Source organism: Nereida ignava, from assembly GCF_047114695.1.
GTDB classification, from domain to species: Bacteria; Pseudomonadota; Alphaproteobacteria; order Rhodobacterales; family Rhodobacteraceae; genus Nereida; species Nereida ignava.
The window spans coordinates 1006437-1025209 of the sequence record NZ_CP112885.1 but is presented as its reverse complement, the minus strand read 5'-3'; the positions used below and the strand labels follow the sequence as shown (position 1 = coordinate 1025209).

Genomic DNA, 18773 nt, shown 5'->3' with positions numbered 1-18773 from the left:
ATTTAATGGAGAACGACATATGTTTCGTAGATCATTCCTTGGACTAGCAGTCGCAACCGCTGTCAGCACTGGTGCTGCATTTGCGGGTGGCCACTCAAAAGACATCGTTGATACAGCGGTTGAGGCAGGCACGTTCAACACGCTTGTGGCGGCCGTAACAGCGGCAGGCTTGGTCGACACATTGAAAGGCGAAGGGCCGTTCACAGTCTTTGCGCCAACAGACGATGCATTCGCGGTCCTGCCCGAAGGCACAGTTGACGCGCTGTTGAATGACATTCCGACGCTGACATCGATCCTGACTTACCACGTGGTAGCCGGCAAAGTGATGAGCACTGATTTGTCCGACGGCATGACCGCAGGCACCGTAAACGGCGCTGACATCACAATCAGCACAATGGACGGTGTTAAGGTAAATGGCGCGACTGTTACGGCCGCAGACATTGAGACATCAAACGGCGTCATTCACGTCATTGATGCGGTTATCCTGCCGCCAGAAAGTTAAGCTATAAAAGGTAAGCGCGGTCATTTATGAGGCCGCGCTTACTGATCTTTTTTGGTGTTTTACCCGCAGGTCAATAAGTAACCCTGCAACATTTTTCTCAGTTTTTGATAATAAAGCGGCGTGCCCCACAGCGGGTCACCTTCCAGCCGCGCATTCAAAATGGCCAAATCCAAATCACGCAAAACGCCTGTCAGTTCCTGAAGATCAATGTCCAGATGTTTGGTGCTGTCGTTGCGTGACAAGTAAGTAGAAATGGTCGGAGCCAAGTCTGCAAGGTGGGGGTGGAATTTATGGTGTGGCAACTCATGCTCGCGCCAAAGCATTTGGATGATTTCGGTCGGAACCGTACAGTTTGCACCGTAGAAAACATCTGTTGTGAATTTGCAAAACTCGTCCAATGTAAAGCGGTGCTTGCTAAGATGCTGCGCGTAAACTTTCGTCGATAGCAGGCAGGTCAGCTGATACCCTTTCAGCAAAAACGTAGTGTGCCCTTCAAACAGCCGAAAGAATGTTGATCGCGAATAGCCTGCGTCTTGAACCACTTGCATGACGTTTAAGCTGCGCAAGTTTTTCGATCGCGCGCCCAGGCGAAGTGCCGCGATCAAAAACGCGATGAAGCGATCATCTGGTACATGTTCTTGGGCGGCTGCTTCAATTTCAGGCATCCAAGCTTGGATCAGCTTATCGGGATTCGCATTTTGAGCCTCAAAATCGAAGTCAGCGATGCCCGGGATGTCTTTGCTCATGCGTCGGCTCATACCTTGTTAATTTAGCGCCGTTTCAGCGGCGGGGTAACAAACCATTCGCCATAAATTTACCAACCTAGTGTCAAAGTAGTACTTTTTGGCGGCCCAAAGTCAAGTAACGGCAGAGTCTCATTTTTAATGCAATAAAAACAATACACTACAGGTATTTAGTGGTTTCAGTTCCATTTCCGCCCGCTCGTATTTTAAGCTAAATTTCGCTGTGCTAGCAATTTGCGAGGGTGGGGGAACGATCTGAGAAAATGGATAATATTGGCAGGACTGATAGTGCATTAAATGGTGGGGTTCTCATCGGGTTGAGTTGCAAACTGGGGTGCGCCGATGATTGATACCGGCGCAAATCAGCTTCTGTGGCAGGCTGTTTTAATGCGTGTGCTGCAAGACATCCGCGACGTAAACCGCGGCGTTGACGGCTACTCGCATTTCATCTCCGCATCGCGCTGGATCGGGACTTATCCTTCCAGAGAGTTCTCCGAAGTGTGTGCGCTCGCGGGCTATGAGGCAGATTTTATCCACCCAAGATTTTTGCGCATTGTGAAAGAAACTGAGGCAAGGCTGGCGCAGCGAAAGCGTTCAGATTTGGTTGCCGCGGAGTAGGCCATTGTGCAGGCGCGGCATGTTCTGAACGTATGCCTAGGTTAGCTCATTGCACAAAAGCGACATTTGTGACGTTTTTTGACAAAAACTCTTGTGGCTCGGTGCTCGTTGGGTGAGGTTATGCGCAACAGTGCGCGTGAATAAGCCTTTCACCGAAGCGAACGTGCTGAAGTTCAAACGGGAGACTGAAATGAAAAAGACATTACTTGGCGTTGTTGCCGCGACTTCGATGGGCCTTATGGGAACCACAGCGATGGCAGACTGCGGTGATGTATCCATTACCGAGATGGATTGGGCGTCTTCGGCGGTTGTGACATCTGTATCAAAATTTCTGATGGAGCAGGGTTACGGTTGTAACGTGACTGTTGTGCCGTCCTCGACTGTGCCTGCGCTGACATCTGTTGCTGAAACCGGCGAGCCGGACATCGTTACTGAGACTTGGGTGAATTCTATCCCAGTTTATGAAGAACTGGTGGCTTCCGGTAAGCTGGTCGTTGTTGCCGATGTTCTGTCAGACGGCGGCGTTGAGGGCTGGTGGATCCCGCAGTATCTTGCGGATGCCCACCCAGAACTGCGCACGCTGGAAGGCGTTATGGCAAACCCCGAGTTGGTCGGTGGTCGTTTCCACGACTGTCCATCGGGTTGGGCCTGTGAAATCGTGAACAACAACAATATCAAGGCAATTGATCTGGAAGCTAACGGCATCGAGCGTTTCCAGCATGGTTCAGGCGAGACACTGGCAACAGCCATCGCATCTGCCTACACGGCCAAAGAGCCATGGTTTGGTTACTACTGGGCGCCGACATCTGTGCTTGGCAAATACCCGATGGTCCGCGTTGACGTAGGCGCGCATGATCCAGAAGCGCACGCATGTAACAGCTCAGCTGAATGTGCCACGCCGAAACTGTCAGCCTACCCAGAAGCAAAAGTAACAACGGCTGTCTCCGGCACTTTGGTCGATCGTGAGCCAGAGATTGTAGAATTGATGAGCAACATCAGCTTCACAAACGCTCAGATGGGCGACGTGTTGGCATGGCAGCAAGACAACAACGCAAGCTATGATGAGGCCGCAGTTTACTTCCTGACGAACAACACAGACGTCTGGGGCAGCTGGCTGAACGCGGAAGCAAAAGAAAAGCTGTCTGCTTTGCTTAAGTAAGACAGCTTGGATAAGATACGGAAACGTCCGCTCCGTTGAGTGGGCGTTTTCTGTTAGGGGGGCATTGTTGGTTTTGGCGAGAACAATCCAAGAAGTTTAGCGTGCTTTTTCTGCAATAAAGTAGCAAACGGCCTCCATTTATTGGTGTTTCACTAGGTGGTCCGATGTGTTCACACAAACAGTGCTTAAGCCTTTTCAGTGTTTGGTCTCGGTTGATTTCACCCAAAGGGCCGATTGAGCAAATTAGTCTTTAAAAGAGTATTTAGCAGGCTTCTATGCCGTGTTAGATGCATAGCAGTACACCAAGATCATCCGAGGCATTTCCATGAATATTCCAGCATTCGTGATTAATCTGGACGACAGTAAAGAGCGGTTGGCTCATGTGACCCACGAGTTAAGAAACGCTGGGATCGACTTTACTCGGATACCTGCTTTTGATGGCCGTAAAATACCGACTGAACAGATAGAGGACTATAATCCGAAGGCGGCCATGAAGACCTTGGGTCGTGAGTTGAGTGGTGGCGAAATCGGCTGCTACAAAAGTCACATTACCGCTCTGCAGAGATTTCTAGACACAGATGCGGAATACGGAATGGTCTTTGAGGATGACATTGAAGTTAATCCGTTCCTTTTAAACGATGTCAAAACACTTATTGAGTGTTTTGAAGAGCGCTCTGTGAAATGGCATTTGGTTCATCTCGGGGCACATGCATCCAAGCTTTGTCGACTTGTTGATTGGGCCGGCTCGTTTGCAAGTGGATCACAGGTTTTACATGCGCACTATTTTCCGATGGTGACTTCTGGTCTGTTATGGTCTCGCAAGGGTGCGCAAGCGTTTCTGGCTCGGCGGTCCCAGATAGCCATGCCAATCGATACACAATGCCGCCAGGAAATGGCTAGAAACAACCAAGGGTACTGTTTTTGGCCTAACTTGGTTACTCAGCGTGAAGAGGTTCTGAGTGATATTGACGGAATTTCGGCGCCCCGACGTCGTGTTCGACGACATTGGTCCTATGGCCTCAAAAAGCAAGTGAGGTTGTTCGCGAATAAATTTCACGCAATCAAGAACATTATCAAGAGGACTTGAGATACCTTTTCACAGGTGATTTTTGCTTCCTTGGCGCTCGTTTCTTTTTATTGGCTTGCTACATCGATATGGATGATCATAGCTGCGACAGACTGGACTGGCGCCGCTTAAGGCAGCTTACGGGCGGAGTGTTATTTGGAATTTCGGACAGATACAGCAGATAGAGCCTTGATATGGTATCGGCCCAACTTAAGCTTTTCAGTAAGTGACACGCTGTTTGACCCATTGTGGGTACGAGAAAACACGCAGGTTCGTGGTGCAGGTGTTGGGCGTGGCCAAGCGATGATCTTCACCTATCACGATAAATCCATGGTTTTGCGCCACTACCGTCGGGGCGGCATGCTTGGTCGCCTTAACAAAGATCTTTATTTGCGAACCACTTTAAAAAGGTCGCGTGGTTATCAAGAGCTGAACTTATTAGCGCAAATGCAAAGCCTAAAGCTGCCTGTACCTAACCCTGTAGCGGCTCGGTTTGTGCCAAGTGGAATTATGTATCGCGCAGATATCCTGATCGAAGAAATTCCAAGCGCAAAGACGTTTTTTGATGCTTTAAGGGATGATAGCTTGGATGCCGAAGCATGGGCTTCTCTAGGGGGAACAATCGCCCGATTTCACGCGAATGGGGTCGACCATACTGACTTGAATATTAGAAACATTCTTTTGGACCAAAACAGTAAATTTTGGCTCATTGATTTTGACAAATGTAGCAGGCGCAAATCAGGAGGTTGGTCCCAAAGCAACCTGTCACGTTTAAAACGTTCTATTGAGAAAGAGCACTCAAGGTATCATTTCGCAGGATACACGCCTGATAATTGGCACGCCTTTATTCAGCAATACAACGCTGTCAGAAAAAATTTCTAACGCCTCATGTCTTTGGCTGTTTGTTGCTTTTTCGCATGGGGCCGATCCCTTCTTCAAGGTTGTCACGCCCGCCATTCTCTAGCCAGTATTGACGGAACCAAACCACGGGACCACGCCCGCATCGCCAGAAATCACCCCAACGATAGTTTCCTTCAGGTATAATCTCTGCAGGTCTGGGGCGGCCGTGAAAGGCTAGGATACGCGTATCTTTTGGAACAGTTTTCGGCGGTAAAAAACGGTTCACAATCGGTGCTCTCATTAAATGCCTTTTAAAAGAGATGACATCTGTTGCAGGCCAAAACGTAATATTCTTCTGGAACTTCCATAGGTAGCGTTGGTCGTTTCGTATTTCGCGCGTAAGGGTCTCACGATTTTCAACAAAATTTGTGAACAAGTGAGGTAGAGACCCTAAATCAAACGCAAGTACACCTGACGCACCACGTACGGGCGGATTGATTTTTACTTTGTCGACTGGACGCTTCCATTCTTTGATCATGACCAAGTCGCCAGGCACCTCAAACATGGGTGCCAGATCATTACAAACCATCGAGTCCAAATCGATAAACAGTGCGCGACCGGTCAAGCCGTATAAATCTTCTTTGAAGATTGAGACTTTCTGCCAAGCACCAAAACCCGCATTGGATTTTGTTAGTCCCATTTCTGGTATCGGGTAGCATTCAACGTCGTCACTAATACCTGCTGCATCATCGGTTAAGCACACAAAACGATACGGCTGCTTAAGATGCTTTTTCACAGCCGAGGCCAAAACGTTCACGTAATCCGGAGCGTAACCCGCACCCCATTTCATACAGATAACAACTTTTTCCATGGTGTCTGGTCCGTTTAATTGTTTAGCGGGCGCTTCAATAGGCTAGGTGCCGGCAACACTTGCTCAGGTCAAGCGAGTATCGCAGCACACGAAAATTGTTCCAATAACGCTGTGTAATTGAATGCACCAAGTCTAAAATTAAGAAATGTTGATTAATTCAATTTAACAGTGTTTGAGGTTTTTCTTTTCTCAGATCGGTCAAGACGAACAACTTTTAAGAAAGTGCTTGACATTAAGGTTAATGTATCACCACTCGTCACGACAGACCTTACTGACAAAACTATCAACTGGAAAAACTCCCTCATATTTCTCATTTACATACGCGTTGAGCCTGCTCGCCCAGAGATGCACTGCAAAGGCGCCGTTTGGAGCATCAGAGGACTGATAGGCCCCAGGATCTGCGAACCTTCCAACTTGAGCTAGCGGGACTGAGTAGAATGCGGATATGGGTTGTGCACGATCAATTTCACCACTTTTTTGTAACTCGCCCGTTACTAATTTTGGTCCAGTAGATCCCCACGGCCAGCGAGTAATCGGTAGCCCTCCTGCGGCAAAGCTGCGTAATCCATATTTGAGTCGTGTCACACCTTTTAGATTGGGAGGACAGCCTTTAGTGCCAGGTTGGATTTTTAGCAACATATTCAATGCAGGTGAGTGGTGTGGCAGTCCCAAAACTGCGTTGTTAACGTAGGTCTGATCTTCATACCCGTAGATATGCTCTGTTGGAAAAGTGAAGGGGCGCAGCGCGACAATATCCAAATCAACCCAAACAAAATCCGTCTGGCTTATTAGCGCGTAACGAAAAAGATCAGCGTGTATAGCCGGGCTTTTGTTTTTTTTAAAAACCAAGATCTGGTCGCAGTCAAAGATCTCCCGCGCATCGCGAACAATCACGTCTTCGGGGCAGTTTTCTAGATTTTGATACGTGAAGAGTGTGAAATCATGCCCTTGTCTGCGGAAAGAGCGTATTGACGCAAGTTCTATGGGCCCTAGCCGATTTCCGATCCATAAGGTTGCGACTTGTCTTTGCATTTTATTCCTAACGCGTCATCACTTTCATAGGCATGATCTTTACTCGCAGACGCTAACAAGAATATCAATGTGGTCAGAGCTATTCTACCTCAACCTCGGGGAAAAATTTTGACTAATTAATTCACTACTGGGGCTAGCATATGTCCATAACGCTGTCGATGATCGCGCAGGCATCAGATGTTGGGTCTTCGACGATGTAGCTGATCGTGTTTGTTGCATCATCAAAGAAGGCCTGAACGTCAGGGGTGATGTTCATGTTTACAGGGTACGTCATTGTCAATCTCCTTGGTCTCAGGTGCAGGTGGTGACAGCAGCCTTGCGCCACCCTGAGTGTGTGAGCGGGCAGTAAGCGGTCGTCATTCAGGGCACCGCTTTATTGGGGCACAGCGGCTGTCGTCATCCGGGTCATCAGTCGTCGCAGGGCAAGTCCAACAACCACCGCAGCGATGAACAGAACCACTTCCCAACGCCCTGTTCCAAGGGCGGGAATAGCCGCTCCGGGGCAGAACCCTGCAATGCCCCAACCGATGCCAAATAACGCAGAGCCACCGACAAGCTTGGGATCAATATTGGTTGCGTTCGGCACTTGGAACGTACCGCCAAACAAGGGCTGCGCGCGGCGCCACACAGCGCGGTACCCAATCCCTGTGACAACCAGTGCACCACCCATCACAAAGGCAAGGCTCGGGTCCCATGTGCCTGCAATGTCAAAGAAGTTCAGCACTTTGGCTGGGTTCATCATACCCGACAGAGCGATCCCGATGCCAAAGACAAGACCTGTGAGGCCAGCAAAAATCAGTTTCATTGATCAGGCTCCGAATATGTGACGAATGATAAAGACGGTGATGCCGGCGGTGGCCATAAAGGTAGGCACCGCAACAAGCGACCGAATGGAAAAGCGCGATAGTCCGCAGACCCCGTGACCCGATGTGCAACCGGATCCCAAGCTCGCGCCAAACCCCACGATGATGCCGCCGATCACAATCATGGTTGGGCTTACTGGCACATCGACAGCGGGCATTGTGCCACTGACCAAAAAGATCACGCCGGGTGCAGCGATCATGCCAAGGATCATGGCAGCGCGCCACGATGCCTCTGCACGGTTTTGTGCGAAAACCAGACCGGACATGATACCGGTCGCCCCCAGAATGCGGCCAAGGCCAAGCATCAACATGACGGCGCCAAGACCAATCGCGAGGCCCCCGCCAAGGGAGGCAAAAGGAGTGAAAGCTGTTTCCATGTTTATGTCCACCCTGTCTTGATGCCAGCCGCCGCCATAAAGCGTCGCGCCGTGCTACCTGAATTAGTGTTCATGAATGCCTCCTCGGGACGATAACATAACCACAGAATACACCCCAACAGCCACGCCTTCAGTGACATTGTCACTTAAGGCATAAGAAGCCAAACCACCTCTAATGTGGCGTTTATTACGCGCTATGCGCGATGGCGGCCAACCCGGGCTTGTTGGTGAAGGTAATTATACCGCGCGACTGCGAGATGAGGTCGCGTTTATGGAAATCATTCAGCACACGGGAAATGACTTCGCGGGCGGTGCCAAGCTCGCTGGCGAGCTCTTGATGGGTTTTGCGGATTTCCTTTAAGCCATCCCCAAGCATCAAAAGCCGCTCTGCCAAACGCACGTCGATCCTGCCGAAGGCGACATCATCCACAACACGCAACAGGTCGATAAGCCGACGGGAGTAGGCTGCAAACACAAAGTTTCGGAACGCGTCTTCCTCTGCTGCAAGTCGGTCAAACGCAGGTTTGGGCAGGACGATTGCTGTCACATCCGTTTCGGCAATTCCTTCGGCGTTATATGCTTCCTCGGCTAATATGCAGGCTGTCGTGAGAACACAGCTATCGCCGGCTTCGACACGGTAAAGAACAATCTCACGGCCACTATCAGAACTTTGAGACACGCGAATGCGGCCGTCATACAAAAAGAAAAGGCTTTCGGGCACATTCATCGGCCCAAAGACCTGCTCCCCGCGTTTGATATGGATCACGCGGGCAGTAGCGGTCAGGCGTTTACGCACGGCGGTGGGCAGCGCGGCAGTTCCGGCGAAACGTTCGGTCCAATCAAACTGTGTCATTCAGAGCTCCGTTTTCTGGGATTGTGATGCCATTTTTCAAGCTTGGAATACATCGCAATAATGCGCGAGAGTTTGCAGTAGTGACAGGGTGCGGCAGTTCAAAAGTGCGCAGCGTGGTTTGCCTGACCGAACGGCCACATTAAATACGAAATAATGCCAGTTAGGTGACATTGTCACGGATTTGCTGGCTGATAGTTACGATAATGATTGCAGACATTAAACGGAGACAAACATGCCCCTACTTCTTGGAGACACAGTTCCAAATTTCACCGCTGAAACCACGAACGGCCCCATATCGTTTCATGATTGGATCGGGGACGAATGGGCGTTCTTTTTCAGCCACCCCGCGGATTTCACACCCGTTTGTACAACGGAAATGGGCCGGACTGCACAGTTGGCTGAAAACTTTGCCCAACGCGGTGTGAAGCCAATTGGCCTAAGTACTGATCATGTTTCAGAGCACCTTAAGTGGATTGAAGACGTGAACGATACTCAAAGCACAACGTTGCGTTTTCCGATTGTTGCGGACCCAAACTGTGAAGTTGCGAAGCTATATGAGATGATCCACCCAGGTGAGTCGCAAACAGCTGCGGTCCGCTCTGTCTTCATCATCGACCCTAACAAAAAGCTGCGTCTCACAATGACGTACCCTATGAGCGTCGGTCGTAACTTCGATGAAATTCTACGTGTGATTGATGCGTTGCAAACTGGCGATGCCAATGGTGTTGCGACACCAGCTGATTGGCGTCCGGGTGATCTTGCGATCATTCCGCCTTCGGTTTCAAATTCCGAGGCCACGGAGAAGTTCCCGCAAGGATTTGATGAAATCCGCCCATATTTGCGCACCGTCGATATCAGCAGCAATTAAAATGCTACCTCGAAAGGGCGCGTTTGATTGATGCAAGCGTTGCCCTTTCGCAGGTCCTCCAGAGCAGGCTCTGTCTGGTTGTATCGGACGTCAGGTTAGTGCCAAAAGCTCTGTAAAATTGGGTTTTTTGGGTAGGCGCTATGGTGATTTCAGAACGCAAGACCGACCTTAAATGCCCCAACCTGAGATCAACTTATCCAGCGATTTGCATTTCGCTTTTCCCGAGACATCCACGCAATAAAAAACAGCGTCCTCTACCAAAGAGGACGCTGATCAAATTCGTACAGTAGCTGGTTTGCAGTAACTTACAGCATACCTTCGCGCTGCGCTTTTTTGCGTGCAAGCTTGCGTTGGCGGCTAATCGCCTCTTTTTGCTCACGTGCTTTTTTCACTGATGGCTTCTCGAAATGCTGCTTTAGCTTCATTTCACGAAACACACCTTCGCGCTGCAATTTTTTCTTGAGCGCGCGTAGAGCTTGATCGACGTTGTTGTCGCGTACACTGACTTCCATTTGATCTCTGCCGTATTTGGAAAAATTAATTGAAGGTCACATCGCAGTAAATCGAGGAGAAATCAAACGGAATCTACCCCAGATAACGAGACTCTCTTGTTTTCAGGCGATTGAGTGCGCATATCCGTGAATATTGGGTGGCACTACGTGTGAAAACCACCGCATACTTCTTTGTCACAAATTTATTCCTAATCGCGTGACGGTGGCAGCTAATCCGATTGCTTTACTCGGCCACCAAGGGATTGGTAGAACCGAAGTAAGTAGCCATCTGGGTCAACGACGATGAATTAGCGGTTCCCAACTTCATGCTGCTCACAGCGGTACCATTTTTCTTCTGGAGTGAGGAACGGTGGGACACCTGCGACTTCTAAGGCGGCTATAAGTGGAATTATGTTTGGCACCTCAATCTGAGCGTTTAAACCCCGCCCAAACGGGTAAACAGACGGCAAACGCCCGCCATCGAAAGTATGGCTAAGCCCTATGTGATCAAGCATCAATTCCGCACAGCTAAAGCCGTTTTTGTTTGTCGTAAAATGGGTGGACATTTCTTGGCCAACGCAATGTGCCAGCTGTTCCTCGACAACTACAATTTTGAGCCCAGTGTGAACAATGCTGCGTAGAGCAAGAACGTCTGCTATCGTCTTACCAATAGATACCTTTTGGAGCAGCCGATGAAAATCTACGTGACAAGCGTCTTTGTGGATGACCAGGACAGGGCCGAGAACTTCTACTGTGGCATTCCAGGTTTCAAGGTGAAGAACAGCGTTCCTATGGGGGAACATCGTTGGCTGACGGTTGTATCACCTGAGCAACCTGACGGGCCTGAGGTGTTGCTAGAGCCCAGCACCCACCCCGCGGTTCAGCCATACTAAAACGCATTAGTCGCAGAGGGTATTCCTGCCCACTCGTTTAAGGTTAAAGACCTCGAAGCAGAGTGCGCAAGGCTACGCGGGCTCAGGGTGTCGTTTGTCCAAGAGCCAGTGGATGCCGGATCTGTCCGCGTTGCAGTAATTGATGACACCTGCGGAAACTTGATTCAGCTTATTGAGATGAAGGACGAGCCGAACAGCTAATTTTGCGGAGTAGGCATTCGTGTTGCAGTAGCAAACTGTCACATGAAGTTCAGGGCCTCTGTCGCATGCCGCATGCCTGTATCTTCTCGTAATCGATGGTGGTCACAAACTGCGCCCCAAAGAAGGGGATCAAGTAACGCTCGATACACACGATGTAATCAGCAAACACCTTGCGCCCTAAACCCGCATCCAGCTGCTTACGCATATCCGCAATGGCCAGCTTAGCAACATCAGAGAACTTCTTGGTCACAATGGGTAGGTCGTTCTTGTGGCGGAACTTGTACTCAAGGAACGTCTCGCGGGCATACTCCTTGGCCTCAGCCAAATCGCGCTTGCCAGTACTGATGCGGATTGTGTGCCCATCAATCACAAACGCTGCCAGCGCTTGCTGCGCTCACGCCGATACACGCGCACCTCGCCGTCTAGTATCAGATGCGTATCCTCACGCAGCTGCCGCATGTCCTGCTCCTCACAGCAACACTACGGCAGGGCGCACCAACAAGTCTATGGAAGTGTGTGTATGGGAATGCACGCCTACACGCTTGAGCGGTTCGATCTCACAGAAACTGGTGTTTTTGGGTGAATTGTATGTATTGATGTTCAAAGCTTTGCCACGAAAGACAGCTTATGAATTTTACAAAACTTGATATTTCTAGGTCTGCAGAAATTACAGAGCTTTTTGAGAACACGTTCTCCGCATCAGAGGGTGCGGAGGAAGGGCAAGCAATAGGTGATTTAACCCGTCGAATTATGGCAAAGACGGCTCCAGAGGATTTGTATGTATTTGGAGCAACTTCGGGGGCCGATATTGCTGGAAGCATTATGTTCACACGGCTGACATATCCAAACTCTGATCAAGCAGTATTTGTTATGGCTCCTGTTGCTGTTGCATCTAAAGTCCAAGGGCAAGGCATTGGACAGAAGTTAATTGCGTTTGGACTTACCGAGCTGAGAGCGGCTTCAGTGGATGTGGTCGTGACGTATGGAGACCCCGGCTATTACACCAAGTCTGGATTTAACGTCATAGCCGAAGATCAGATTGCAGCACCGTATAAGCTACAATTTCCCGAAGGGTGGTTGGCTCAAAGCTTAAACGGTAAGCCCTTGCCTAATTTAGCAGAGCCTTGCCGTTGCGTGGATGCATTTGCCGACCCACAATTTTGGTGAGCACGGCTTGTGTGTTCCAAGCTATGTTCGCTCAAAACTCCGCCAACACAGTGCTCGCAGCACAGCACTAGCCAACACTGTGTTCAACACCGTGATTCAGCGCCTAAAATAGTCAGCAACACGGCAAAAAGTGTGTTTATGGTGTGTTTTTGAAAAACACAACTTAAGCGTGCATGGCGCTCGTCTAAGTCATTGATATTGCTTGTAAAATGGTGCCCGGGGGCGGAATCGAACCACCGACACGAGGATTTTCAATGGTGGGGGCGTAAATTAAATACTTATAATCAATGACTTGCGCGGCGATATTGTTGGTGTGCGTACAAGTGTGTTTTTGATGTCATTTCGAGGGTAGGGTGGAGAAGCCGTGTTGGACAGAGTATTCGGCGGCACTGGTGGTTGCAAGCAAGATAGCGATGACTTTCAGCACGTGTTTAGGGTAGATTGGAGCATATCTAGTTCAAATTCCCAACAGTTGATCGTTAATGCAATGCCAGAGGGCTAATTCTGAGAACATGTCCGGCCCTTGTCCGCGCCCCATCTAGACGGGCAGACACGGACACCCCCCTAAAGGGGTGTCCAGTTGTCCGGTGGGGTGACACTATAACAAAACCGATTCAGAAATATCACATAAAATACATAGGACAGTTACGAAGCTGATTCATTTCCGGCGGAAAAAAAACGTACTTTTTTCAAACGGATATATACTCATGAAAAATCGTACAATGTTCGCACTTTGGCTCACCACGTCACTTGGCGCTGTTACAGCATTGCCTGCATATTCTGCTGGGCATGGGGCAAAGGTTATTGGTGAAACAACAGCTTTGATTGCTGAGGCTGGGTTGCCTACTCAACAGCTTTAGGATGGTCAAAGCGCAAACACTAACTTCCCGTATGCCAACTTCAAAGCACTTGCGACAATAGGCGAAGTCGACGGCAATACTGACATGGCACTTACAGGCTACCCTGATGGCCAAGCTGCGTGGCTCGCTGATAATGACACCGTTCGTGTTGCATATCAGTCTGAGTCATATGCAACTATGGGCAGCGCCCCAAAGCCAGAAACCTACCCGTGGAAAATGAAGAATGGCGTTTCGTTTACTGGCTCCCATATCCACACTATTGATTTTGATCGTGCACTATTTGCCGACTTTATGAATAACGATAAAGCAGCTGCATCAATGGTCGAAGGATCAGGCAAGCTGTTCGACACTGTCTATAACGGTTTTGGTGAACTTGTTACCTCGCCATCGTTTGACCCCAATAATCTCTCAGGCAAATGGGGGAACCAAACACGTCCTGACGGCACCCTAGTGCAATTTAGCCCAGACTTCCGCCTCAGCGAAGCCGATTACTTTTTCCAAAGTTTTTGCGGCGCTTGGTACGAACAAGCAAACAAGTACGGAAACGGCATCGGGTTTGCTGATGATGTTTGGCTCGCAGCTGAGGAGTGGGATATTGGACGTATGTTCCCCGCAGGTTCAGCAGACTCTGCTGCAACTTTGGGTCTAGCCAGCGTCGTGGTCGATATAGCCAGTGGCGTAGCCTATACTGCACCAGCACTTGGTCAAACTGGCTATGAAAAGATGATGCCAATCAACTCAGGTCATGAAGACTATGTGGTTGTTGTGACTTCAGGCTACAATCATGGTCAGGAGCCAAGTCCGCTTAAAGTCTATGTAGGCATGAAAGATCGTAACGCTGATGGTACAAAAATAGACTATTCAAGCGCAAATGAGCGCGACAAGTTTCTTGCCCGCAATGGACTCCTGTTTGGCAAGCTATACGGCATGGCAGTTACTAACGAAACTGCCGCACAGCTAGTGTCCGAACCAAATCCAGCATCTAAAATGATTGATGACTACATCACTGATGCAAGTGCACCATCATCATTTAAAGCAACTTATGTTCCAACTTCATACCAGTGGGGTGGCTGGGATAAACCGGTAGCTGTCAAAGACACAGAGATGATGCTTTGGGAAAAAGAAGATGAACAACCCCAAGGTCATATCTATTTTAATGGTGATAGCAAAGTAGAGCATGTTGCAGGCGATCCTTCTGGTGCACCGCGCTACTTCGCTAACATGACAAACAAAGGTGGATTGTTTGCTATCGATTTCGGCAAATTTGACTTCGACGGAGAAACACTCCCAGAAAGCCTGCCAGCAAATGTAACCCGTACCGTAGCGGCTGTTGATGGCGCCTTGACACTCAAAATTGGTGATGAAGGCAAAACAGTAAATGGCGACGCCTCAATCCACATGGAAAAAGGCGTAGCGCAGATGGTCGCTCCAGACGGTCTGTACTGGGCTAAAACATCAAATGGTGAGTATCTCATCGTTGATGAAGACTCCGGCAATGACTTTGGTGAGCGTAAATATGCGCTTACAATTGATGCCGACATGAATGTGACCGATGCCCACCTTTTAGGACTTGCAGGCGGCAAGTACAGTGCACGCTATGAGGCAGGTGTATCTGCTCTCGGGGGAGCATTCACTAAAGCCGGTACAAGTGAGTTCTCTGGTTCGTGGCCTGTAACATCTCTGATTGCCCGTAAAGCGGATGGTAGCTTCTATTCAGTGGACGAGCTTAAAGGTTCTGCACGCCAAGACATTCGCGGCACAATGCCTATACAAGATCAGACCTACATTGGCGTTGTTCAAGCGCGCTCAGAAAGCTCAGGGGCTGTTCAGGCAAACGGTAGCGACGCAGGTGGACAAATCTTTATGTTCACGATGAACCTCACCGACTAATGCCTTCATCATATAGAACCAAAGGCGCTCGATTTTTTCGGGCGCCTTTATTACATGTATTTTCAGACATAATCATTTACTCATGCTCGAAGTAAGTGCCCCGCGCCTAAAGAATTCCCACAACAATCGCGACCTGCGTTCAGATGGTCCATACACTAGAACCCCTTAGACCTGTGTTACAAATATTTCACTTACCTCGCCCCACTACTTCATATATTCGTGAATTATGGAATCATATATCACTAATCGTCTCTCGACACTCGGCCACCCCCAACGGCTAGCCTTATTTCGGCTGCTTATGCGCCGCTATCCGGACCGTGTCCCCGCAACGGAACTTGCACGAGCCTTGGCGCTAAAGCCAAACACTCTCTCGACCTATGTAAACGCTCTTATGCATGCCGGTTTGGTTACTCAAGAAAGGGCTGGTACGTCTCTACGATACGCGATCGACATGGATACTGCGCATCAGACTATTGATTACCTCATGCATGATTGCTGTCGGGGACGGCCTGAAATCTGTGCTCCAGATGTCTATTCAAACCATCGCCGAGAAAGCCTTGTGGGCAGCGCACAGTACACTGTGCTGTTCATCTGCTCGGGCAATTCCACTCGCTCGATCTTTGCTGAAGCTATCCTCAACGATTTAGCTGGGAACCGGTTTGTTGCACATTCGGCTGGAACAAAACCGCGCTCAGAGCTTAACCCCGTCGCACTCGAAGTTTTGGAGCAAATGGGGCACGATGTTTCAGTTCTGCGCTCCAAGAACGTTGCTGAATTTCAAGGAGCAGACGCGCCACGCTTCGATTTCGTTTTTACCGTTTGTAATGAAGCTGCAAACGAAGAGTGCTCTTTATGGTCAGGGCAACCGGTTAGCGCACATTGGGGACTATCAAATCCAATTCAGACTGACGGCTCTGCCGCAGAGACAAGTCTCGCATTTCGTCAAATGTATGATGGGCTTCATAATCGAATAGCCGCATTCACCGCACTACCGTTCCAATCACTCGATCGGCTATCTTTGCAGAAGTCTTTGGATGAGATTGGCCAATTTCCTAAAAAAGGCGAACAACAATGACCACATATGCAATCAATGGCCTTGGGCGCATCGGCAAGCTCGCGCTAAAACCCCTGCTGGCGCGTGGAGCGAAAGTTGCTTGGATCAACGATGCCGTGGGCACATCAGAGATGCACGCTCATTTGTTTGAATTCGATACGGTTCATGGGCGATGGTGCGCTCAGTTTTCTCATGACGCAGAAAGCGTGACGATTGATGGCACTCGTCTACCCTTTGTTGGCACTGCGGCCATCACAGGCCTACCGCTTGATGGAGTAGATGTGGTAATCGACTGTACAGGAGTGTTCAAAACTGAAGAACAACTTGCGCCATATTTTGATGCAGGTGTTAAGAAAGTTGTAGTTTCCGCACCCGTAAAGGATGGCGATGCAGCTAATATCGTTTATGGCGTTAACGATCATATTTACGATGCAGAACGCCACCGTATCGTAACCGCGGCGAGTTGTACCACCAACTGTCTAGCGCCCGTTGTTAAGGTCATTCACGAGAACTTGCGGATCAAGCACGGCTCAATCACTACGATTCATGACGTGACCAACACCCAAACTATCGTAGATCGGCCCGCTAAAGACCTGCGGCGCGCACGTTCTGCCCTGAACTCGCTAGTGCCTACCACCACAGGTAGCGCCACCGCAATTACACTGATTTATCCCGAACTCGCAGGCCGTCTGAACGGTCATGCGGTACGCGTACCTTTGCTCAACGCCTCCCTAACAGATTGCGTCTTTGAGGTGGAGCGCAGCACAACGGTGGACGAAGTGAACGCACTATTTAAGGCTGCATCAGAGGAGGAATTGAAAGGCATTCTTGGATATGAGGAACGTCCGTTGGTCTCGACTGATTATACCAATGATGAACGCTCGAGTATCGTGGATGCGCCTTCCACTATGGTTATCAATGGCACGCAGGTAAAAATCTATGCGTGGTACGACAATGAGATGGGTTACGCACATCGGCTAGTTGACGTTGCGCTGATGGTGGGGCGCAGTTTGTGATGGGCACTTCGACACGGTCAGAGGGTCTGTCAGCCTATATCGCCGTCACGGCTGCTTATTGGGCATTTATGCTATCCGATGGCGCTTTACGTATGCTCGTGCTGCTTCATTTTCATACGCTTGGGTTTTCACCAGTACAGCTTGCATATCTGTTTGTGCTTTATGAACTGGCGGGCATGGCAACTAACTTGGCCGCTGGATGGATTGCTGCGCGGTTTGGACTGACATCTACGCTTTATGCAGGTCTGAGCATTCAGATATTGGCCCTGTTAGCCCTCACGCAACTCGATCCGACATGGGCGATTGGCGTATCGGTATCGTTTGTTATGTTGGTTCAGGGTGCAAGTGGCGTAGCAAAAGATCTGGCTAAAATGTCTTCAAAATCGGCTGTTAAAATTCTTGCACCCCAAAATGATGATGGCTTGTTTCGGTGGGTTGCTCTGCTGACAGGGTCCAAAAATGCGGTCAAAGGTCTGGGCTTTCTGATGGGCACCGCATTGCTCGCGACCTTCGGCTTCACAACCGCCGTGCTTGGTATGGCAGCGGTCCTCGTGATCGTATTAGTGATGGTTTTGGTAGTTATGCCTTCTGGCCTTCCAGAGGGACGCAAAGATGCAAAGCTCTCTGAAGTTTTTTCAAAATCGTCCAATGTAAACTGGCTAGCGTTGTCTCGTGTATTCTTGTTTGGTGCACGGGATGTGTGGTTCGTGGTCGGTATACCTATTTATTTTTATGCGGTTCTTTCTGATGGCAGTGTGGCTGGTAACCGATCGGCGTTTTTTATGATCGGTACATTCATGGCGCTTTGGATTATCATTTATGGTGCGATCCAAGCCGCCGCACCACGCTTGTTGCGCTCCAAGGCGCGCACACAGGCACAGTTGATAACTGTCGCAAAACAATGGGCTTGGGCGCTCGCCGCTGTACCAGCCGTATTGACCGTAGCTGCAAGCATAGCACCCGAACCACAACCTTGGTTAACGCTTACGCTGGTTGCAGGTTTGTTGGTGTTTGGCGGACTGTTCGCCATTAATTCCGCGCTGCATTCATACCTCATCCTTGCATTTACAAAGGCAGAGCGGGTCACGATGGATATCGGGTTTTATTATATGGCGAATGCAGGCGGAAGACTTGCGGGAACAGTTTTGTCGGGCCTTACCTATCAAGTGGGAGGTTTGATGCTCATGCTGGCAGTCGCAACCGCGATGGTTACCGCGTCCGGAATAGCTTCCAGCCGCTTATCAACATCTCAGGTCTAGCTTGAAATTAGCGGTGATTTTCACTGGCAGTAGCTGACCATATTTAAGCTATGCCTGCCAACACAAATCGCAACGAGTGAATCAAACACACTTCTTTTCCCCAAAGCCGTGCATTTGTGCGCTTAAATCCCGTGTAATCCACCAACCCGC

Annotated in this window: 21 protein-coding genes and 2 pseudogenes; 13 read left to right on the top strand and 10 right to left on the bottom strand. The window is 49.5% G+C overall.

Annotated elements, in window-relative coordinates:
- Positions 1-19: 19 nt before the first annotated feature.
- Complete coding sequence (locus OLX08_RS05100) at positions 20-502, top strand: fasciclin domain-containing protein (protein ID WP_391482910.1); 483 nt, start codon at positions 20-22, stop codon at positions 500-502.
- Positions 503-561: 59 nt separating this feature from the next.
- On the opposite strand, the gene OLX08_RS05095 is transcribed toward OLX08_RS05100, so the two are convergent.
- A complete protein-coding gene (locus OLX08_RS05095; protein ID WP_391482908.1) occupies positions 562-1260 on the bottom strand; it encodes a hypothetical protein in 699 nt (232 codons plus the stop codon).
- Between the two features lie 327 nt (positions 1261-1587).
- Here OLX08_RS05095 and OLX08_RS05090 point away from each other — a divergent pair, with 327 nt between their 5' ends.
- The 4 genes from OLX08_RS05090 (at position 1588) to OLX08_RS05075 (ending at position 4970) form a co-directional block, all read left to right on the top strand.
- The gene (locus tag OLX08_RS05090; RefSeq protein ID WP_391482906.1) at positions 1588-1863 is read left to right on the top strand and encodes a hypothetical protein; all 276 of its coding nucleotides are present in this window, start codon (positions 1588-1590) and stop codon (positions 1861-1863) included.
- Between the two features lie 190 nt (positions 1864-2053).
- The gene (locus tag OLX08_RS05085; RefSeq protein WP_391482904.1) at positions 2054-3022 is read left to right on the top strand and encodes an ABC transporter substrate-binding protein; all 969 of its coding nucleotides are present in this window, start codon (positions 2054-2056) and stop codon (positions 3020-3022) included.
- A 325-nt stretch (positions 3023-3347) separates the two neighbouring features.
- On the top strand, positions 3348-4109 hold the full coding sequence (locus tag OLX08_RS05080) for a glycosyltransferase family 25 protein (protein WP_391482902.1): 762 nt from the start codon (positions 3348-3350) through the stop codon (positions 4107-4109).
- 135 nt (positions 4110-4244) lie between these two features.
- Entirely contained in the window at positions 4245-4970 is a 726-nt protein-coding gene (locus tag OLX08_RS05075; RefSeq protein ID WP_391482900.1) for a 3-deoxy-D-manno-octulosonic acid kinase, read from the top strand.
- A gap of 4 nt (positions 4971-4974) precedes the next feature.
- On the opposite strand, the gene OLX08_RS05070 is transcribed toward OLX08_RS05075, so the two are convergent.
- From OLX08_RS05070 to OLX08_RS05045, 6 genes and pseudogenes are all read right to left on the bottom strand, one after another.
- Positions 4975-5799, bottom strand: coding sequence for a hypothetical protein (locus OLX08_RS05070; protein WP_391482899.1), 825 nt, complete (start codon positions 5797-5799; stop codon positions 4975-4977).
- Between the two features lie 246 nt (positions 5800-6045).
- A complete protein-coding gene (locus OLX08_RS05065) occupies positions 6046-6693 on the bottom strand; it encodes a hypothetical protein (RefSeq protein WP_391482897.1) in 648 nt (215 codons plus the stop codon).
- Positions 6694-6970: 277 nt separating this feature from the next.
- A pseudogene (locus OLX08_RS05060) lies at positions 6971-7105 on the bottom strand (MBL fold metallo-hydrolase); the annotation flags it as partial.
- Between the two features lie 99 nt (positions 7106-7204).
- On the bottom strand, positions 7205-7636 hold the full coding sequence (locus OLX08_RS05055) for a DUF6691 family protein (protein WP_391482895.1): 432 nt from the start codon (positions 7634-7636) through the stop codon (positions 7205-7207).
- Positions 7637-7639: 3 nt separating this feature from the next.
- Positions 7640-8071, bottom strand: coding sequence for a YeeE/YedE family protein (locus OLX08_RS05050; RefSeq protein ID WP_391482894.1), 432 nt, complete (start codon positions 8069-8071; stop codon positions 7640-7642).
- Between the two features lie 187 nt (positions 8072-8258).
- The gene (locus OLX08_RS05045; protein WP_391482892.1) at positions 8259-8924 is read right to left on the bottom strand and encodes a Crp/Fnr family transcriptional regulator; all 666 of its coding nucleotides are present in this window, start codon (positions 8922-8924) and stop codon (positions 8259-8261) included.
- Between the two features lie 232 nt (positions 8925-9156).
- On the opposite strand from OLX08_RS05045, the gene OLX08_RS05040 reads away from it, so the two are divergent.
- Entirely contained in the window at positions 9157-9792 is a 636-nt protein-coding gene (locus tag OLX08_RS05040; RefSeq protein ID WP_391482890.1) for a peroxiredoxin, read from the top strand.
- A gap of 305 nt (positions 9793-10097) precedes the next feature.
- On the opposite strand, the gene rpsU is transcribed toward OLX08_RS05040, so the two are convergent.
- Both rpsU and OLX08_RS05030 read right to left on the bottom strand, forming a co-directional pair.
- Positions 10098-10304: a 30S ribosomal protein S21 gene (rpsU, locus tag OLX08_RS05035; protein WP_048600059.1), complete on the bottom strand. Its 207-nt coding sequence runs from the start codon at positions 10302-10304 to the stop codon at positions 10098-10100.
- 287 nt (positions 10305-10591) lie between these two features.
- Positions 10592-10849 (bottom strand): hypothetical protein, encoded by a 258-nt coding sequence (locus tag OLX08_RS05030; RefSeq protein WP_391482888.1) that lies wholly within the window; start codon positions 10847-10849, stop codon positions 10592-10594.
- A 126-nt stretch (positions 10850-10975) separates the two neighbouring features.
- On the opposite strand from OLX08_RS05030, the pseudogene OLX08_RS05025 reads away from it, so the two are divergent.
- A pseudogene (locus tag OLX08_RS05025) lies at positions 10976-11377 on the top strand (VOC family protein).
- Positions 11378-11426: 49 nt separating this feature from the next.
- On the opposite strand, the gene OLX08_RS05020 reads toward OLX08_RS05025, so the two are convergent.
- Complete coding sequence (locus OLX08_RS05020; RefSeq protein ID WP_391482887.1) at positions 11427-11747, bottom strand: hypothetical protein; 321 nt, start codon at positions 11745-11747, stop codon at positions 11427-11429.
- A gap of 257 nt (positions 11748-12004) precedes the next feature.
- Between OLX08_RS05020 and OLX08_RS05015 the strand changes: the two genes are divergently transcribed.
- The 6 genes from OLX08_RS05015 (at position 12005) to arsJ (ending at position 18623) form a co-directional block, all read left to right on the top strand.
- Positions 12005-12544, top strand: coding sequence for a GNAT family N-acetyltransferase (locus OLX08_RS05015; RefSeq protein WP_391482885.1), 540 nt, complete (start codon positions 12005-12007; stop codon positions 12542-12544).
- Between the two features lie 707 nt (positions 12545-13251).
- The gene (locus OLX08_RS05010; protein WP_391482883.1) at positions 13252-13404 is read left to right on the top strand and encodes a hypothetical protein; all 153 of its coding nucleotides are present in this window, start codon (positions 13252-13254) and stop codon (positions 13402-13404) included.
- 84 nt (positions 13405-13488) lie between these two features.
- The gene (locus OLX08_RS05005) at positions 13489-15294 is read left to right on the top strand and encodes a hypothetical protein (RefSeq protein WP_391482881.1); all 1806 of its coding nucleotides are present in this window, start codon (positions 13489-13491) and stop codon (positions 15292-15294) included.
- A 226-nt stretch (positions 15295-15520) separates the two neighbouring features.
- On the top strand, positions 15521-16369 hold the full coding sequence (locus OLX08_RS05000) for a helix-turn-helix domain-containing protein (protein ID WP_391482879.1): 849 nt from the start codon (positions 15521-15523) through the stop codon (positions 16367-16369).
- The gene (locus tag OLX08_RS04995; protein WP_391482877.1) at positions 16366-17364 is read left to right on the top strand and encodes an ArsJ-associated glyceraldehyde-3-phosphate dehydrogenase; all 999 of its coding nucleotides are present in this window, start codon (positions 16366-16368) and stop codon (positions 17362-17364) included. Before OLX08_RS05000 ends, OLX08_RS04995 begins: the two co-directional genes overlap by 4 nt.
- On the top strand, positions 17364-18623 hold the full coding sequence (arsJ, locus tag OLX08_RS04990) for an organoarsenical effux MFS transporter ArsJ (protein ID WP_391482875.1): 1260 nt from the start codon (positions 17364-17366) through the stop codon (positions 18621-18623). The genes OLX08_RS04995 and arsJ overlap by 1 nt, the downstream gene beginning before the upstream one ends.
- The last annotated feature ends 150 nt before the right edge of the window (positions 18624-18773 follow it).

Coding starts and splice junctions, on each gene's coding strand:
- OLX08_RS05095 (WP_391482908.1), bottom strand. CDS start 1,260: ATGAGCCGACGCATGAGCAAAGACATCCCGGGCATCGCTGACTTCGAT.
- OLX08_RS05040 (WP_391482890.1), top strand. CDS start 9,157: ATGCCCCTACTTCTTGGAGACACAGTTCCAAATTTCACCGCTGAAACC.
- OLX08_RS05005 (WP_391482881.1), top strand. CDS start 13,489: ATGGCACTTACAGGCTACCCTGATGGCCAAGCTGCGTGGCTCGCTGAT.
- OLX08_RS05010 (WP_391482883.1), top strand. CDS start 13,252: ATGAAAAATCGTACAATGTTCGCACTTTGGCTCACCACGTCACTTGGC.
- OLX08_RS05030 (WP_391482888.1), bottom strand. CDS start 10,849: ATGTCCACCCATTTTACGACAAACAAAAACGGCTTTAGCTGTGCGGAA.
- OLX08_RS05050 (WP_391482894.1), bottom strand. CDS start 8,071: ATGGAAACAGCTTTCACTCCTTTTGCCTCCCTTGGCGGGGGCCTCGCG.
- OLX08_RS05080 (WP_391482902.1), top strand. CDS start 3,348: ATGAATATTCCAGCATTCGTGATTAATCTGGACGACAGTAAAGAGCGG.
- OLX08_RS05045 (WP_391482892.1), bottom strand. CDS start 8,924: ATGACACAGTTTGATTGGACCGAACGTTTCGCCGGAACTGCCGCGCTG.
- OLX08_RS05100 (WP_391482910.1), top strand. CDS start 20: ATGTTTCGTAGATCATTCCTTGGACTAGCAGTCGCAACCGCTGTCAGC.
- OLX08_RS05070 (WP_391482899.1), bottom strand. CDS start 5,799: ATGGAAAAAGTTGTTATCTGTATGAAATGGGGTGCGGGTTACGCTCCG.
- OLX08_RS05090 (WP_391482906.1), top strand. CDS start 1,588: ATGATTGATACCGGCGCAAATCAGCTTCTGTGGCAGGCTGTTTTAATG.
- OLX08_RS04995 (WP_391482877.1), top strand. CDS start 16,366: ATGACCACATATGCAATCAATGGCCTTGGGCGCATCGGCAAGCTCGCG.
- OLX08_RS05000 (WP_391482879.1), top strand. CDS start 15,521: ATGGAATCATATATCACTAATCGTCTCTCGACACTCGGCCACCCCCAA.
- OLX08_RS05085 (WP_391482904.1), top strand. CDS start 2,054: ATGAAAAAGACATTACTTGGCGTTGTTGCCGCGACTTCGATGGGCCTT.
- OLX08_RS05015 (WP_391482885.1), top strand. CDS start 12,005: ATGAATTTTACAAAACTTGATATTTCTAGGTCTGCAGAAATTACAGAG.
- OLX08_RS05055 (WP_391482895.1), bottom strand. CDS start 7,636: ATGAAACTGATTTTTGCTGGCCTCACAGGTCTTGTCTTTGGCATCGGG.
- rpsU (WP_048600059.1), bottom strand. CDS start 10,304: ATGGAAGTCAGTGTACGCGACAACAACGTCGATCAAGCTCTACGCGCG.
- arsJ (WP_391482875.1), top strand. CDS start 17,364: ATGGGCACTTCGACACGGTCAGAGGGTCTGTCAGCCTATATCGCCGTC.